Origin of the sequence: Paenirhizobium selenitireducens ATCC BAA-1503 (genome assembly GCF_000518785.1) — a bacterium.
In the GTDB taxonomy this organism is placed as follows: Bacteria; Pseudomonadota; Alphaproteobacteria; order Rhizobiales; family Rhizobiaceae; genus Allorhizobium; species Allorhizobium selenitireducens.
This window is the reverse complement of the sequence record NZ_KI912495.1, coordinates 451,882-467,575: the sequence shown is the minus strand read 5'-3', so window position 1 is coordinate 467,575 and position 15,694 is coordinate 451,882. Positions and strand designations below refer to the sequence as shown.

At 64.0% G+C, this 15,694-nt stretch carries 14 protein-coding genes; 6 read left to right on the top strand and 8 right to left on the bottom strand.

Features of this window, described 5'->3' with window-relative positions:
* The first annotated feature begins 10 nt into the window (after window positions 1-10).
* The gene (locus L867_RS0123310; protein WP_028739068.1) at window positions 11-1,900 is read left to right on the top strand and encodes an AsmA family protein; all 1,890 of its coding nucleotides are present in this window, start codon (window positions 11-13) and stop codon (window positions 1,898-1,900) included.
* Between the two features lie 61 nt (window positions 1,901-1,961).
* Window positions 1,962-2,207, top strand: a complete 246-nt coding sequence (locus L867_RS0123305; protein WP_028739067.1) for a DUF6460 domain-containing protein — start codon at window positions 1,962-1,964, stop codon at window positions 2,205-2,207.
* A gap of 15 nt (window positions 2,208-2,222) precedes the next feature.
* Here L867_RS0123305 and L867_RS0123300 read toward each other — a convergent pair whose 3' ends face one another.
* The 5 genes from L867_RS0123300 to L867_RS0123280 form a co-directional block, all read right to left on the bottom strand.
* Window positions 2,223-3,038, bottom strand: coding sequence for an ABC transporter permease (locus L867_RS0123300; RefSeq protein WP_028739066.1), 816 nt, complete (start codon window positions 3,036-3,038; stop codon window positions 2,223-2,225).
* A 13-nt stretch (window positions 3,039-3,051) separates the two neighbouring features.
* The gene (locus tag L867_RS0123295; RefSeq protein WP_028739065.1) at window positions 3,052-3,963 is read right to left on the bottom strand and encodes an ABC transporter permease subunit; all 912 of its coding nucleotides are present in this window, start codon (window positions 3,961-3,963) and stop codon (window positions 3,052-3,054) included.
* 11 nt (window positions 3,964-3,974) lie between these two features.
* Window positions 3,975-5,135, bottom strand: coding sequence for an ABC transporter ATP-binding protein (locus L867_RS0123290; protein WP_028739064.1), 1,161 nt, complete (start codon window positions 5,133-5,135; stop codon window positions 3,975-3,977).
* Window positions 5,136-5,209: 74 nt separating this feature from the next.
* Window positions 5,210-6,310: a polyamine ABC transporter substrate-binding protein gene (locus L867_RS0123285; protein ID WP_028739063.1), complete on the bottom strand. Its 1,101-nt coding sequence runs from the start codon at window positions 6,308-6,310 to the stop codon at window positions 5,210-5,212.
* Window positions 6,311-6,434: 124 nt separating this feature from the next.
* Window positions 6,435-7,862, bottom strand: a complete 1,428-nt coding sequence (locus tag L867_RS0123280; protein WP_028739062.1) for a helix-turn-helix domain-containing protein — start codon at window positions 7,860-7,862, stop codon at window positions 6,435-6,437.
* 239 nt (window positions 7,863-8,101) lie between these two features.
* Between L867_RS0123280 and aceA the strand changes: the two genes are divergently transcribed.
* Window positions 8,102-9,391: an isocitrate lyase gene (gene aceA / locus L867_RS0123275; RefSeq protein ID WP_028739061.1), complete on the top strand. Its 1,290-nt coding sequence runs from the start codon at window positions 8,102-8,104 to the stop codon at window positions 9,389-9,391.
* Window positions 9,392-9,638: 247 nt separating this feature from the next.
* Complete coding sequence (locus tag L867_RS0123270) at window positions 9,639-9,875, top strand: SMc00767 family acetate metabolism repressor (protein WP_028739060.1); 237 nt, start codon at window positions 9,639-9,641, stop codon at window positions 9,873-9,875.
* Window positions 9,876-9,999: 124 nt separating this feature from the next.
* Here the strand turns inward: L867_RS0123270 and L867_RS0123265 are convergent, their stop codons facing one another.
* From L867_RS0123265 to L867_RS0123255, 3 genes are all read right to left on the bottom strand, one after another.
* Entirely contained in the window at window positions 10,000-10,875 is an 876-nt protein-coding gene (locus L867_RS0123265; protein ID WP_028739059.1) for a LysR family transcriptional regulator, read from the bottom strand.
* Between the two features lie 386 nt (window positions 10,876-11,261).
* Window positions 11,262-11,408: a hypothetical protein gene (locus L867_RS27625; RefSeq protein ID WP_156951585.1), complete on the bottom strand. Its 147-nt coding sequence runs from the start codon at window positions 11,406-11,408 to the stop codon at window positions 11,262-11,264.
* Between the two features lie 215 nt (window positions 11,409-11,623).
* Complete coding sequence (locus L867_RS0123255) at window positions 11,624-12,844, bottom strand: BaiN/RdsA family NAD(P)/FAD-dependent oxidoreductase (RefSeq protein WP_051439179.1); 1,221 nt, start codon at window positions 12,842-12,844, stop codon at window positions 11,624-11,626.
* A gap of 88 nt (window positions 12,845-12,932) precedes the next feature.
* Here L867_RS0123255 and L867_RS0123250 point away from each other — a divergent pair, with 88 nt between their 5' ends.
* Both L867_RS0123250 and L867_RS0123245 read left to right on the top strand, forming a co-directional pair.
* A complete protein-coding gene (locus tag L867_RS0123250; protein ID WP_028739057.1) occupies window positions 12,933-14,369 on the top strand; it encodes a glutamine synthetase family protein in 1,437 nt (478 codons plus the stop codon).
* Window positions 14,370-14,385: 16 nt separating this feature from the next.
* The gene (locus tag L867_RS0123245) at window positions 14,386-15,672 is read left to right on the top strand and encodes an NAD(P)/FAD-dependent oxidoreductase (protein WP_028739056.1); all 1,287 of its coding nucleotides are present in this window, start codon (window positions 14,386-14,388) and stop codon (window positions 15,670-15,672) included.
* Window positions 15,673-15,694: the final 22 nt, after the last annotated feature.

Sequence of the window (15,694 nt, the reverse complement as noted above, 5' to 3'; positions counted from 1 at the left end):
GGGGTCGTTCATGCCCGACAAGCGCAGACTAGGCGAGCAATGCCGGCGCCGGCAACCGGCCGCGCGGCGCATCCTGCACGGCGCCCTCGTCGCGCTTGCCGTTTTCTCGGCGGTCTTCGTCATCTCGCGCACCGCCGCTCCCTATCTCGTCTCCTCGACCCTCGTCCGCTCCGCCATGGAGCATGCCGTTGCTGAATGGACAGGCCACAACGTGACGATGTCCGGCGCGCCGGAGATCGCCTTCTGGCCAAAACCCCGCGTGACGCTCAACGGCGTGACCATCAGCAAGCCCGGCGCCGACGGGCCGAAGGTGCTCGGGCGGATCGAGAAGCTGTCGGCCACCTTCGGCCTCTATTCGGCGATGCGCGGCCGGCCGCAATTCGACACCTTCCACCTGCTGCGCCCGCGTTTCCATGTCGACAGGGACCTGAACGGCCGGCTCGACTGGGCAAGCGAGGGCCTGCTGAGCGCCGCGGTGCGCAAGGTCGAAGCGCGCGCTGGGAGCGCTCAGACGCTCGGGGCCGAGTTCGACGCGGCCGTCGGTGCGGTCACGATCGAGGACGGCTCGCTCGAACTCGCCGACCAGGCCTCCGGCCGCACGCTCGTCGCCAGCGGCATAGCGGCCGAGATCGCCTGGCCAAAACTCTCGCAGGCGCTGAAGGCCACGGCCCTGCTTGATGCCGGCGGGCTCGCCGTCAAGCTGGACTTCTCCTCGCCGCAGCCGCTGCTGCTGTTCGGCGGCAAGGACGCGACCGTCAGCGCCACGCTCGATGCCGCCGCCTTTACCGCGCGCTTCGACGGCGTCGCCAATCTCACCGGCGGGCTTCTGCGCTCCGGCGCGCTGGCACTCGGCGCCAAGGACATCGCCGCGCTCAAGGCGTGGAGCGGCATTCGCCTTGCCGGCCTCGACAACCTCAAGCAGGCACAGCTGAGCGCCGACCTCGAACGGGTGGGAGAGGAGGTGCGCCTCGACGACCTGGAATTCGACGTCAACGACACCCACGGCACCGGCATTCTGTCGCTGTCGCGCCCGGCGGACGGCAAGCCGCGCGTCAGCGGCACGCTGGCCTTCGACCGGCTGAACATCACGCGGCTGCTTTCCGCCTTCTCGCTCGACCTTCCCTCGGCTGGCGAGGAGGACCAGGCGGCGGAGCGTCCGCCCCGCCTGCTGCAATGGCTGGATTTCGACCTGACGCTGTCGGCGGCGCGCGCCGACCTGCCGCCGTTCGAACTGGGTGACGTGGCCGCCAGCATCATGGCGACCGGCAAGGCCGCGCAATTCGACATCGCCGACGCCGCCTTCGAGGGCGGCGACCTGACGGCGAGCTTCATCGGCGCCGGCAGCGGCTTTGCCCGCGGCGGGGACCTGACGCTTTCGATCCGCGATGCAGACTTTGCCGCCGTCGCCGATCACCTGCAGATCACCGGGCCGGTGGCGCGCGGCAAGGGTTCCGTCGACCTCATCCTGCATACCGCGCAGCCCGCCTGGGAAACCGGCCTTTCCGACATGTCGGGCACCTTCAAATTCAGTTCGCCGGGCGGCGTGCTCACCGGCATCAACGCACCGGCGATCCGCAAGCTGGCCGCCACCAGCGCCTATTTCCAGCTAAGCGCCGGCGGCGACGGCTCCATGCCCTATGACCGCCTCGACTACAGCGCCCGCTTCGCCGACGGCACCGCCGAGGTGCTGGACGCCCGCCTGACCGGTCCAGACGAGACGCTGACCGTCACCGGCATCGTACCCTATGCCGACAATGCGCTGGCGCTTTCGGGAGAGTTGTCCGCGACGGATACGGCGGATGAAGCGGCCTTTCCGCGCCTGCGCTTCTTCATCGGCGGGGCCTGGCCCGATCCGGTGCTTTCGCCTATCTATCTCCCGTCTGCAAATCCCCTAAAATAAGCGCGAATCAACCGTGGGGAGGAGGATCGACGATCCTCGTTCCCAAGCTGGGGGGCGTGCGGTGCATCGATTTCTGACGGGTCTCATCAAGATCGTCCTGGCCTCGCTGCTCGCCGGCAGCCTGCTCAGCCTGCTCGGTATCACCGTGGACAATATCCTGCTGTTCCTCGGCCTGACGCCGGAGCAGATCTGGACCGGTCTTCAGGCAGCAGGCGCCTGGGCGAGCCCGCGCATCCTGCTCGGCGCGACGATCGTGCTGCCGGTCTGGCTTGTTACCTATATCCTGATGCCACCGCACGACGGCTGAGGACAGGGAGTTCCCTCAAGGAGCCTGGGCCGCCACGTGCTCGTCACGCTGGCGCTGCAATTCGCGTCGCTTGGTGGTGATCGAGGCGAAGATGACCCCGAGCGTGACCAGACCGATCAGGATCGAGCAGACCGCGTTGATCTCAGGCGTCACGCCAAGCCGCACCTGACTGTAGATCTTGATCGGCAGGGTGGTGGCACCTGGACCGGTGGTGAAGGAGGAGATCACCAGGTCGTCGAGCGACAAGGTGAAGGCGAGCATCCAGCCGGACACGACCGCGGGCAGGATCAGCGGCAGGGTGATCTTGAAGAAGGTCTTGACCGGCGGGCATCCGAGATCGAGCGCCGCCTCCTCGAGGCTGGTGTCGAAGGTGAGCAGCCGCGACTGCACGACGATCGCCACGTAGCACATGGTGAACGTGGTGTGCGCGATCGTGACCGTCAACAGGCTGCGGTCGATACCGAGCGCCACGAACAGCAGCAGCAGCGACAGGCCGGTGATGACCTCGGGCATGACGAGCGGTGCATAGACCATGCCGGAGAACAGCAAACGGCCGGGGAAGCGGCCATAGCGCACCAGCGCCAAAGCGGCGAGCGTACCGAGCACGGTGCCGAAGGTGGCGCTGAGCAGGCCGACGCGAGCGGTCACCCAGGCGGCGCTCATCAGGCCCTCGTTCGACCACATCTGGCCGTACCATTTCAGCGAGAAACCGCCCCAGACGGTGACCAGCTTGGAATCATTGAAAGAATAGATCACCAGGATGATGATCGGGATGTAGAGGAAGGCGAAGCCGAGGGTGAGGACGGTCGCGTCGAATTTTCCGGGTTTCATCGGCCGCTCTCCCTCAGGCTTTTTCTTGTTGGTTCTGGAAGATGGCGATCGGCACGACCAGCAGCAGCAGCAAGAGCACGGCCACCGCCGAGGCGAGCGGCCAGTCGCGGTTGCCGAAGAACTCGGTCCACAGCGTCTTGCCGATCATCAGCGTCTCGGCGCCGCCGAGCAGGTCGGGAATGACGAATTCGCCGGTGATCGGAATGAAGCAGATCATCGAGCCGGCGATCACGCCGGGGATCGACAGCGGGAAGGTGATCCGCCAGAAGGCCTTCCACGGCGGGCAGCCGAGATCGCTCGCCGCTTCGAGCAGCGTGCCGTCGAGCTTTTCCAGCGCCGAATAGAGCGGCAGCACCATGAAGGGCAGGTAGGAATAGACGATGCCGATGAAGACGGCGGTGTCGGTGCGGAAGATCTGCACCTGCTCGTCAGGACCGTAGAGCCCGACCGTCTGCAGCAGCAGGGTCAGAAGGCCTTCAGGCTTCAGGATGCCGATCCAGGCATAGACGCGGATCAGGAACGAGGTCCAGAACGGCAGGATCACCAGCATCAGCAGCGTCGGGCGCACGGTCAGCGGCGCGCGCGCCATGGCCAGCGCGATCGGATAGCCGATCAGCAGCAGCAGGAAGGTGGAGATCACCGCGATCCTGAGCGACGACAGGTAGGCGTTCATGTAGAGCGAGTCTTCGGTGAGGAAGACGTAGTTCTCGAAGTCGAGCTGCGAGAAGAAGTTGCCGATCGCCGACAGCCCGCCGAAGACGGGCACATAGGGCGGCATGGCGATCGCCGTGTCCGACAGCGAGATCTTCACGATGATGAAGAACGGCGCCATGAAGAACAGCACCATCCACAGATAGGGTATGAGCACCACCAGCCAGCGGGCCGGGGACGATGTCGGTGTTGCGGCTAGCGTGGTATCGCTCATCGTCTCGTTCCTCAGCGGGTCAGAACGAGGCCGGCATCGACCGGCCAGGTGAGCCATACCTTGTCGTCCACGGTGATCGGGCGATCCACCAGACGATGGGTATTGGCTTGGGCGGCGCGGAAGGTCGAGCCGTCGTCGCGCTTGACGATGAAGACCGAGAAGTCGCCGAGATAGCCGATGTCCCAGACCGTGCCGCTCAGCGCATTGACCGAGCTGTCGACCGGGGCGTCTGCCGAAATCCGCACCTTCTCCGGACGGATGGCGAAGGCGACCGCCGAACCTGGATCGGCGTTGCACGAAGGTTGGTCGACGACCACCTTGAAACCGCTGTCGCAAATCACGGTCGCCAGATCGCCTTCGGGGACCTTCCTGACCGATTCGAGCTTGCCCTCGACGATATTGATGTCGCCGATGAAGTCGGCGACATAGCGGCTGTTCGGCGCCTCGTAGATTTCCGCCGGCGTCGCCACTTGCATGATGACGCCCTTGTCCATGACGGCGATGCGGTCGGAGACCGTCATTGCCTCTTCCTGGTCATGGGTGACGATGAGAAAGGTGGTGCCAAGCGTCTGCTGGATGTCCATCAGCTCGAACTGGGTTTCTTCGCGCAGCTTGCGGTCGAGCGCGCCGAGCGGTTCGTCGAGCAAAAGGACCTTCGGCCGCTTGGCGAGCGAGCGGGCGAGCGCCACGCGCTGACGCTGGCCGCCGGACAGCTGGTTCGGCTTGCGCTTGGCGAACTCCTCGAGCTTGACGAGCTTCAGCATCTCGGCGACGCGCGCCTCGATCTCCGCCTTCGGCATGTTGTCCTGTTCCAGACCGAAGGCGATGTTCTTGGCCACCGTCATATGCGGGAACAGCGCATAGGACTGGAACATCATATTGGTCGGCCGGCGATAGGGCGGCACGCCGGAAATATCCTTGCCCTGCAGCAGGATGCGGCCTTCGGTCGGCTCCTCGAAACCGGCCAGCATGCGCATCAGCGTGGTCTTGCCGCAGCCGGAAGGTCCAAGCAGCGAGAAGAACTCGCGCTCGTAGATGTCGAGGGTGAGATCCTTGACGGCGGTGAAGTCGCCGAAGCGCTTCGTCACGTTCTCGAACCGGATGAAGGGAACCGATGCCGGATCGGTCCAAGGAGAGAATTTGCGTTTTACCGGTCCCAGAGATTTCGCCATCGCCCGATCCAAATGTCTATTGAAATGCAGTTCAAAGAAACGGGCGCCAATGGCGCCCGCTTCAACTCAACCGGTCAGTTGCCGGTTTTGATCTGGGTCCACACGCGGTTCAACACGCGCTGTTCCTTCGGTCCGTAGGGCGAGATGGTGAAGAGCTTCTTGACCGTTTCGGCATCGGGATAGACCGACGGGTTCTTGAACACTTCCTCGTCGAGCATGGGCTGCGAAGCCAGGTTGCCGTTGGCGTACTGCACGTAGTTCGAGGCCTTGGCGATGACCTCCGGCTTCATCAGGTAATTGATGAAGGCATGGGCTTCGTCGAGGTTCTTGGCGTCGGCGGGGATCGCCAGGTTGTCGAACCACATATAGGTGCCTTCCTTCGGGATCACGTAATTGATCTCGACGCCGTTCTTGGCTTCCTCGGCGCGGGCCTTGGCCTGCAGGATGTCGCCCGACCAGCCGATCGTCACGCAGATGTCGCCATTGGCGAGATCGTCGATGTAGGACGAGGAATTGAAGGTTTTCACCGACGGGCGGATCTTCATGTAGACGTCGCCGCCGGCTTCCAGATCGGCGGTATCCTTGCTGTCCGGATCCTTGCCGATGTAGTTCATCGAAATGGCGAAGGTCTCGTCGGAAGCATCAAGGATGTTGATGCCGCAGGATTTCAGCTTTTCGGCGTTCTCCGGCTTGAAGATCGCATCCCAGCTGTCGACCTTGAAGTCGTCGCCGAGCGCCGCCTTCACCTTGGCGACATTGTAGCCGATGCCGGTCGTGCCCCACATGTAATTGACGGCGTATTCGTTGCCCGGGTCGTACTTGGCCAGGCGCGCCATGATGTCCGGCCACATGTTGGAGAGGTTCGGCAGCTTGGACTTGTCGAGCTTCTGGAACACGCCGGCCTGGATCTGGCGGGAAAGGAAGGGACCGGTCGGCACCACGACATCATAGCCGGAGCCGCCGGCGAGAAGCTTGGTCTCCAGGATCTCGTTGGAATCGAATACGTCGTAGACGACCTTGATGCCGGTTTCCTTGGTGAAGTCCTCAAGCACGGACTCGTCGATATAGTCGGACCAGTTATAGACGTGCACCACGCCCTCTGCCTTGGCGGCCGAGGCCATTGCCAGCGTGACCATCGCGGCGGATGCCAAGAAGCGGATAAGATCGGTCTTCATTTTCTCTCCTGTTCCAGCCTTCGAGCCTGTCGCCCGTTCAGCCATTCCCTCATTTTTTTAACAGACTAGAAAGGAAATCGACGAGCCACAAGGGGTAATCTTCGCAGTCGCAAACGGCGCGGGCCTATTGAAAATCGAAGGCGGAAAGCCCCGTGACCATCTCGTCGAGGCCGAGCGGGCGCGTCACCGGCGGCTCGGCGCGGGCGAGACAGCCCTGCCTTTCGCACAGCCGGCAGGCGGTTCCGACGGCCACCGGAGCGAAGGTGCCACCCGCCACCACCTGGCCGTAGACCACCTCGTCGCGGTGGGCGATATCGCAGGCGACGAGCAGCGCAGTGCGCCTCACCCGCTCGTTGAAGCCGGCCTGCGGACCGTCGAGCGTGCGCGACACGGTGAGGAAGCCCGTACCGTCCGGCATCTCGACCGCGTCGACCAGCACCTGACCCGGCTGGGCGAAGGCGGCATGTATGTTGAGCTTGGGACAGCTGCCGCCGAACTTAGCCTGGGGGAAGCCTTGCGCGCCCGCCTTGCGGAAACGGTGGCCGGCATTGTCGACCTCGAGCATGAAGAACGGCACGCCCGCAGCACCCGGCCGCTGCAGCATGGTCAGGCGGTTGGCCGCCTGCTCGTAGGATACATTGAAGCGCGAGCGCAGCATGTCGATATCATAGCGCGCGCGCTGAGCCGCCGAGAGGAAGGCGCCGTAGGGCATGATGACCGCATGAGCCGCATAACGCGCCAGCTCGAAGCGTCCGAGACGCTTGGCCTCGCCGGTCGAGAATGCCAGCCCCTCCAGCTCGGCGGCGATCTCCTCGCCGAAAGCCAGCAGGCCGGCCTCCATCGCCACCTCGCGCAACTGGTCGAAGGGCGACAGCCGCTCCGACAGGAAAAGCCGCATCGAATGGCGGTCGTAGCGGCGGCGAAGATTGGGCATGGTGTGGATCGGAAGCGTGCGCACGACGATGCCGTGCTTGGTTCGAAGCCAGGCTTTCAGCGCCGGCGCCAGATCCTCGCCGGGAGAGAGGCCGAGCGAGGCATGGAAGGCTTCGGCCGCATCCTCGATGCGGGCATGGAAGTTGGCCCGTCGCTCCAGCTTCTCGCGCACCTCGTCGATCGGCAGGCGCGTGCCCGAAATGGAGGTCTCATGACCCTCGCGCGCCAGAAGCTCGGCGAGGTCGCTCAGCCTTGCTGCCTGCTCGCGATAGGCGCGGTAGAGCTTGACGACGCCCGCCGCGGCATTGGGTGCGGCTTCCGCCACCTCGATCAGCTCCTGGTCGCCCGGCACCTCGCCCGAGAGCAGCGGATCGCCGAACACCTCGCGCAGCTGGCCGGCCGTGCCGCCCGCCTCGCCCTGCAGCTCGTCGAGGTCGACCTTGTAGACCGTGGCGAGCTTGAGCAGCAGCTGGACGGTGAGCGGGCGCTGGTTGCGCTCGATCAGGTTGAGATAGGACGGCGAGATCTCCAGCGCCTCGGCCATGGCCGTCTGGGTCAGACCGAGGCCGTTGCGGATACGGCGAACCCTGGGGCCGGCAAAGATCTTGTTTTCTGCCATTGTGACACACCTTTTACAACTTTGGTCGATTGCTAGGCATCGAACGACATTTACAATCTTTACAAATTTACACCGCGCCAATGTCAAAGACAAGACATGCTAACCTCTTTCAGGACGCCATTTTCTCCATTTATCTGGACGTTTTGTGCAGTGCGCTGTAAATCCAGTCACATCGAAAGCGGAACTTCTGTTGAACCAAGCACAGCAGCTTCGCAAAACCGAGCAATAGGGAGTTTGCTATGACTGATTTTTACAACCTCATCCCGTCCGCACCGAAGGGCCGCTTCGACGGCATCGAACGCCCCTACACGGCAGCTGACGTCAAGCGCCTGCGCGGCTCGGTCGAAATCAAGTACTCGCTCGCCGAAATGGGTGCGACGCGCCTGTGGAAGCTGATCAACGAAGAGCCCTTCGTCAACGCGCTCGGCGCGCTGTCGGGCAACCAGGCCATGCAGATGGTCCGCGCCGGCCTGAAGGCCATCTACCTTTCCGGCTGGCAGGTCGCTGCCGACGCCAACACCGCATCATCGATGTATCCCGACCAGTCGCTCTACCCGGCAAACGCCGCTCCGGAACTGGCCAAGCGCATCAACAAGACGCTGCAGCGCGCCGACCAGATCGAAACCTCGGAGGGCAAGGGCCTTTCGGTCGACACCTGGTTCGCCCCGATCGTCGCCGACGCCGAAGCCGGCTTCGGCGGCCCGCTGAACGCCTTCGAAATCATGAAGGCCTTCATCGAAGCCGGTGCGGCTGGCGTCCACTACGAAGACCAGCTGGCCTCGGAAAAGAAGTGCGGCCATCTCGGCGGCAAGGTTCTGATCCCGACGGCTGCCCATATCCGCAACCTGAACGCCGCGCGTCTCGCCGCCGACGTCATGGGCACGCCGACGCTCATCATCGCCCGTACCGACGCCGAAGCCGCCAAGCTTCTCACCTCGGACATCGACGAGCGCGACCAGCCCTTCGTCGACTATGATGCCGGCCGCACCGCGGAAGGCTTCTACCAGGTCAAGAACGGCATCGAGCCCTGCATCGCCCGTGCGATCGCCTATGCACCGCACTGCGACATGATCTGGATGGAAACCTCCAAGCCGGACCTCGCACAGGCCCGCAAGTTCGCCGAAGCCGTGCACAAGGCCCATCCGGGCAAGAAGCTGGCCTACAACTGCTCGCCGTCGTTCAACTGGAAGAAGAACCTCGATGACGCGACGATCGCCAAGTACCAGAAGGAACTCGGCGCGATGGGCTACAAGTTCCAGTTCATCACGCTCGCCGGCTTCCACCAGCTGAACTACGGCATGTTCGAACTGGCCCGCGGCTACAAGGATCGCCAGATGGCAGCCTATTCCGAGCTGCAGCAGGCCGAATTCGCGGCGGAAGTCAACGGCTACACCGCGACCAAGCACCAGCGCGAAGTCGGCACCGGCTACTTCGACGCCGTCTCGATGGCGATCACCGGCGGCCAGTCCTCGACCACGGCGATGAAGGAATCGACCGAAACCGATCAGTTCAAGCCGGCAGCCGAGTAAGCCTTCGAGGGCTCTGCCCTCAACGGTTGGGGCCTTGCCCCTCACCCTAGCCCTCTCCCCGCTCGCGGGGAGAGGGGACGTGCCCCGGGCAAAGCCCGGAGCTCGTCTAGGATTATCCCCGCCGCCGGCGCGGCAAGTCCCTTCTCCCCGCCTGCGGGAAGAAGGTGGCGGCAGCCGGATGAGGGGCAGACTATGAATACCCCTGGATCAACACTTCAAGAACCCCGCATATAAGAGGAGAAATGCCATGACCCCGCAGACCCGAGTTAAGGAACGCGCCGAAGAACAGGCTTCCGCCATGACTGCCGACCAGCAGGCCATGATCCGCATGGTTGCCAATGACCTGCATCGCCTCAACCAGTCCGTCATGAAGGCTGTTGATGCCGGCGTATCCGTCGAGCTCGTCCGCTCGGCGCGCCACCACGGCGGCGAAGGCAACTGGGGCGACCTGTTGATCCCGGTCATCGTGACCCAGGGCAAGTAAGAAATCCAAGGACCATCCGGGGCGTCAAAGCCCCGGGTCGGTTCCCGCGCAATGATCGCTGGCTTCGGGGGGAGTTTCACGCGATCGCTGCGCGGGATCTCTTGTTTTTGCGGACCGTGCGCCCTCAACCGCCGCGGTTCGGCCGCCGGCCGGCAAACAGATCGGCATGGGCCTTCATCAGCTTGCGCATCCGCTCGACCACGGTGCGGATTTCCCGCCGGTGCCGGTCGTCATTGTTCATCACGATCCACTGGCGATGGCGCAAGGCCTCGATCTCCCCGCCTGCCCGCTCCAGCCTCGGCTCCAGGTCGCCGACGAAACAGGGCAGGACGGCAATGCCGGCGCCGGCCAGCGTCAGATCACGCAGCGAACGCGGCCGGTTGACGGTGACGACCAGGTTTTCCGCCTGGTTCTCGTGCGGCCAGCGCAGATAGGCCGAGATGGCGTTTTCGCCGTCGACCGCCAGCCACCGGCCCGGACCGACATCCTCGCTGTTGCGCGTGCGATAGGCGGCATAGGCCACCTCGCCCGCCATCACGGCGGCAAGGTTCGCCTCCTCGGGCTCGAAGGCGCGGATGCCGATGTCGGTCTCGCGGTGGGCCAGGCTGGCGCGCTGCTCGGCGATGTGCAGGTCGATGCGAAAATCGTCGCGCTCCGTGCAGATGGCGGCGAAATTCTCGGTGAGCAGCCAGCCGTTCCAGGTGCCGGCGACGATCCGCACCAGCGCCCGCGCCGCTGCGCCGCGTCGCCAGGTCTCCACCTTGCGCGCCGCCGCTTCCAGTTCGGCCAGATGCTCGAGCAATTGCCGGCCGTCACCCGTCAGCCGATAACCGGTCTGGCTGCGGATGAAGAGTTCCCGGCCGATCTCCCGTTCGAATTCGACCATGCGCCGGCCAAGCGTGGCCGGGCTCAGCGCCGTCGCATTCGAGGCGCCCGTCAGTCCGCCATGGCGGGCGACGGCGAGGAAGATCTGATAATTGTCCCAGGCAACGTTTTTCATCGCTGAAAAACATAGCGCAATTCTTCCCGTTTAACAGTCGAAACTGGAGGTATAGATCCCTTGATGGCTCACCAGAGAGGAGATCCATCATGGACGGACAATACGGATTGTTGTTTCTTCTGGCGCTCAAGGGGCGCACACCGCGGGACCGGAGCGCAAGAGCCGAAGAAGCCTATTATGCGCGCTTCAGCGAAAGCCCGCTCCGGCGGCTGGCGCGGCTCGTCAGGTCCCGCCCTACGGCAACGGAGCGTTCAGGGGCAAAGCCGCCGAAGTCATCCTGCACCGAACAGCAATCGCCAACCGTCAAAGGGGTTGCGCCGGAGACGGATGCGCGAACGGCACCCTCCAGGCCCATGGCCTGCAAAACCGCGTAAGGCGGTGGCTGCTCAGCCGATCAGGGCTGCCACAGCGACCAGCGCGAGCGCGCTGCAAGCGCCGAGGCTGAGGCAGGCGATATGCCAAAGGCGGGCGGTTTCCGCTTCCCGGGTCTTGGCGATGGCGATGGCCCGTGGCTTGCTGTTGTGTCTGTTCATCGGCGCTATCCTGCAGATTGCCGTTGAGGAAAACAATGCCGTCTCATGGCGGCAATCCGGTCCGACTTCATGTCACATCCAGCGACGGATGCCGGCATCGAACCAGAATGACTACGGCACGTTAACAATAGCTAAATTATGGCGGAAAGCTTGCGCAAATTTCTGTCGATCACGCAAACTTGTTGCTGTGCACCAAAGCGGGTGACGTTACGGGCTCAGACGCTCTCGCCCGCCGCATGGCCCGATGCCCAGGCCCACTGGAAGTTATAGCCGCCGAGCCATCCGGTGACATCGACGCATTCGCCGATGAAGTAGAGGCCGGGGACGACCTTGGCCATCATCGTCTTCGACTCCAGCCCGCCAACGTCGACGCCGCCAAGCGTCACCTCCGCCGTGCGATAACCTTCCGAGCCGGCCGGCTTGATGGTCCAGCCATGGAGGAACGCGGCAAGCGCCTCCAGCGCCTTGTCCGACAGGTCGGCGAGCGGCTTGTCGATCTTCTGCCGCTCGGCGACATATTGCGCGAGCCGCTTCGGCAGATGCTGCGCCAGCACGGTCTGCACGGCCTGCCGGCCGTTCTCCTTCTTCGCCGCCTTCAGCACCGCGGCGAAGTCCACATCCGGCGCGAGCGACAGCGTGATCTCGTCGCCTTCGCGCCAATAGCTGGAAATCTGCAGGATGGCCGGGCCGGACAGGCCGCGATGGGTGAACAGCAGGGCTTCGCGAAACCCCGTCTTGCCGTGACGCACCTCGGCATCGACCGAGACTCCGGCCAGCGGCGCAAGCTCGGCCAGCAGCGCCGGATCGAGCGTCAACGGCACCAGTCCGGGCCGCGTCTCCGTCAGGCCAAGGCCGAACTGCTCGGCGACCTTATAGGCAAAACCGGTCGCCCCCATTTTCGGGATCGACTTGCCGCCGGTGGCGATCACTAGCGCGCGCGCCTCGATCTCGCCGTCCGTCGTCTGCAGGCGAAAGCCACCCTCGCCCTTCTCGACGGCTGAAATCTCGACGCCGAGCCTGAGGTCCACCCCGCCCGCGCGCATCTCGTCGAGCAGCATGCGGATGATGTCGCGGGCGCTGTCGTCGCAGAACAATTGCCCGAGCGTCTTTTCGTGCCAGGCGATCCTGTGCTTGTCGACCATGGCGATGAAGTCGGCCGGCGTGAAGCGGGCGAGCGCCGACTTCATGAAGTGCGGATTGGCTGAGATGTAGTTCTTCGGCCCGGCATGGATATTGGTGAAATTGCAGCGCCCGCCACCGGAAATGCGGATCTTCTCGCCCGGCGCCTTCGCATGGTCGATCAGCACGACGGAGCGTCCGCGGCGGCCGGCGACAAGCGCCGCCATCATGCCCGCGGCACCGGCTCCTATGATAGCAACATCAAATATGTGGGCCAATTTCGGGTCCCTGCGACAAAGAATATCTGTCTTTTCGATCGATCGGGCAAAGTCAATGCCGTTTGCCCCCTCGCCAAACGCCGAAGTCGGGTTATGATGCCGCCATCAACAACCAAACCGGTGAGACATGCCTCCGAAGAAGAATATGCTCAGACCCAAAGGCGCAGCGTCGAAAAAGGCGAGCATTCCTCCGGACATCAATTCCACCCGTGGCGTCAAGACCTGGAAGGAAGCCGCAGCCTGGCTCAGAGCCCGCGGCATCGAGGACATCGAGTGCATCACGCCTGACCTCGCGGGCGTGCCGCGCGGCAAGATGATGCCGACCTCGAAGTTCACCGGCGACACCTCGCTGGCACTTCCCTCGGCCCTCTACCGCCACACGATTTCCGGCGAATATCCGGAGGAAAGCGGCCAGTTTCGCTATGATTCGCGCGACAGCGACATCAAGCTGATGCCGGATCTTTCGACGCTCTCCGTCGTTCCCTGGGAAACCGACCCGACCGCGCAGGTCATCTGCGACATCATCACCACGGACGGCGAGGACGTGCCCTACACGCCGCGCAACGTGCTGAAGAACGTCCTGAAACTCTATGACGCCAAGGGCTGGCGGCCGGTCGTGGCGCCCGAGATCGAATTCTATCTCGTCGCCATGAACGACGACCCCGACTATCCGCTGCATCCGCCGAAGGGCCGTTCCGGCCGCTCCATCCTCGGCGGCCAGGGCTATTCGATCGCCGGGATCAACGAGTTCGACGAACTGATCGACGACATCTATCACTTCTCGGAAAAGCAGGGTCTCGAGATCGACACGCTGATCCACGAGGAAGGCCCGGCCCAGCTCGAGATCAACCTGCGCCACGGCAACCCGATCGAGCTTGCCGACCAGGTCTTCCTGTTCAAGCGCACGATCCGCGAAGCGGCGCTCAAGCACGGCATCTACGCGACCTTCATGGCGAAGCCGATGCAGGGCCAGCCGGGTTCGGCCATGCACATCCACCAGTCGGTGGTCGATGCGGAAACGGGGAAGAACATCTTTTCCAACCCCGACGGCTCGCCGTCCAAGGAGTTCTTCCACTTCATCGGCGGCATGCAGGCCTTCGTGCCGAAGACGCTGGTGATGATGGCGCCTTACGTGAACTCCTATCGGCGCCTGACCCCCGACATGTCGGCCCCGGTCAACAATGCCTGGGGTTACGACAACCGCACCACCGCTTTCCGCGTGCCCGTCTCGGACGCCAGGGCGCGGCGCGTGGAAAACCGCCTGCCGAGCTCGGATGCCAATCCGTACCTCGCGCTCGCGGCCTCGCTTGCCTGCGGCTATCTCGGCATCATCAAGCAGGTCGAGCCGACGGCAGCTTCGGAGGGAACGGCCAACGAAGGTTCGGTCGACCTGCCGCGCGGCTTGCTTGAAGCCGTGTCGCTGCTCGAATCCGATTCGGCGCTCGGCGAAGTCCTGAGCAAGGAGTTCATCGGTCTCTATGCGGGGGTCAAGAGGGGAGAGTTCGAGACCTTCATGCAGGTCATCAGTCCGTGGGAACGCGAATTCCTGCTGCTGAACGTTTGATCTAAAGGAGTCTCCCATGGCTTGGCAAAGCCCCATCGCACCGGGAATTTCCTGGTATCAATCCACTGTGACCGAGCGGCCGGAATATCCGGCCCTCGACGGATCGAAGACCGCCGACGTCGCCATCGTCGGCGGCGGCTTCACCGGCCTGCAGGCCGCCTACAACCTCGCGACGGCAGGCCTCTCGGTCGTCGTGATCGAGGGCTGTCGCATCGGCGACGGCGCCTCCGGCCGCAATGGCGGGCAGATGGGCACCGGCCAGCGCTGGTATCCGGAGGAACTGGAAGCCGAACTCGGCTACGAGCGCTCCAAGGCTCTCTTCGATCTGGCCGAGAACGCCAAGAAATACGTGCTCTCCTTTGCCGAGACGCACGGCATCGACATGGAGTTCATGCCCGGCCAGATGAATGTCTCCCACAAGCCGGGGCACGACAAGGAATACCAGCGCACGGCGGAGATCGCCGCAACGCGCTATGGCTATCCGCATCTCGCCTACATGGACGGCAAGGAAACCGCCGAACGCGTCGGCTCGAAGCGCTTCCATTGCGGCGTGCGCGACAGCGGCACCGGCCATATCCATCCGCTGAAGCTGATCGTCGGGCTCGCCGGGGCGGCGAGCGCTGCGGGGGCGGCCATCCATGAGATGACCAAGGCCTCGTCGATCCGCCAGTCCGGGGGCAAGACCCTGATCGAGACGCCGACCGGCACGATCACGGCCGACAAGGTGCTGATCGCCACCAATGCCTATATCGGCAATCTCGAGCCGGTGACCGCCGCCCATGTCATGCCGATCCGCTCCTTCATCGGCGCGACCGTACCGCTCGACAAGTTCCCCTCCGTCATTCCGGGCAAGGAATCGATCGCCGACTCGCGCTTCGTCGTGCGCTACTGGCGCCGCACGCGCGACGGAAGACTGCTGTTCGGCGGGCGCGAGGCCTATACCTCGGACACGCCGCGCGACATTTCCACCCATATCCGCCGGCAGATCGCCGAGATCTATCCGGAACTCCAGGACATCGAGATTACCCATGGCTGGGGCGGATCGGTCGGCATCACCATGCCGCGCAAGCCCTTTGCCCGCGAGGTCATGCCCGGCGTGATCTCGATCGGCGGCTATTCCGGCCACGGCGTCATGCTCTCCAACTATTGCGGCAAGCTCTATGCCGACATGGTGACGGGCAAGGGCCGCGAGCTCGACCACCTGCTCGACCTCAAAATCCCGCCCTTCCCCGGCGGCGCGAAATTCCGCAGTCCCCTGCTGTTCCTCGCGCTGACCTGGTACGCGTTGCGCGACAAGCTTTGATTTTTTGCGCTGCGGGCATGGT

Coding starts and splice junctions, on each gene's coding strand:
- L867_RS0123310 (WP_028739068.1), top strand. CDS start 11: ATGCCCGACAAGCGCAGACTAGGCGAGCAATGCCGGCGCCGGCAACCG.
- L867_RS0123300 (WP_028739066.1), bottom strand. CDS start 3,038: ATGAAACCCGGAAAATTCGACGCGACCGTCCTCACCCTCGGCTTCGCC.
- L867_RS0123295 (WP_028739065.1), bottom strand. CDS start 3,963: ATGAGCGATACCACGCTAGCCGCAACACCGACATCGTCCCCGGCCCGC.
- L867_RS0123290 (WP_028739064.1), bottom strand. CDS start 5,135: ATGGCGAAATCTCTGGGACCGGTAAAACGCAAATTCTCTCCTTGGACC.
- L867_RS0123285 (WP_028739063.1), bottom strand. CDS start 6,310: ATGAAGACCGATCTTATCCGCTTCTTGGCATCCGCCGCGATGGTCACG.
- L867_RS0123280 (WP_028739062.1), bottom strand. CDS start 7,862: ATGGCAGAAAACAAGATCTTTGCCGGCCCCAGGGTTCGCCGTATCCGC.
- aceA (WP_028739061.1), top strand. CDS start 8,102: ATGACTGATTTTTACAACCTCATCCCGTCCGCACCGAAGGGCCGCTTC.
- L867_RS0123270 (WP_028739060.1), top strand. CDS start 9,639: ATGACCCCGCAGACCCGAGTTAAGGAACGCGCCGAAGAACAGGCTTCC.
- L867_RS0123265 (WP_028739059.1), bottom strand. CDS start 10,875: ATGAAAAACGTTGCCTGGGACAATTATCAGATCTTCCTCGCCGTCGCC.
- L867_RS27625 (WP_156951585.1), bottom strand. CDS start 11,408: ATGAACAGACACAACAGCAAGCCACGGGCCATCGCCATCGCCAAGACC.
- L867_RS0123250 (WP_028739057.1), top strand. CDS start 12,933: ATGCCTCCGAAGAAGAATATGCTCAGACCCAAAGGCGCAGCGTCGAAA.
- L867_RS0123245 (WP_028739056.1), top strand. CDS start 14,386: ATGGCTTGGCAAAGCCCCATCGCACCGGGAATTTCCTGGTATCAATCC.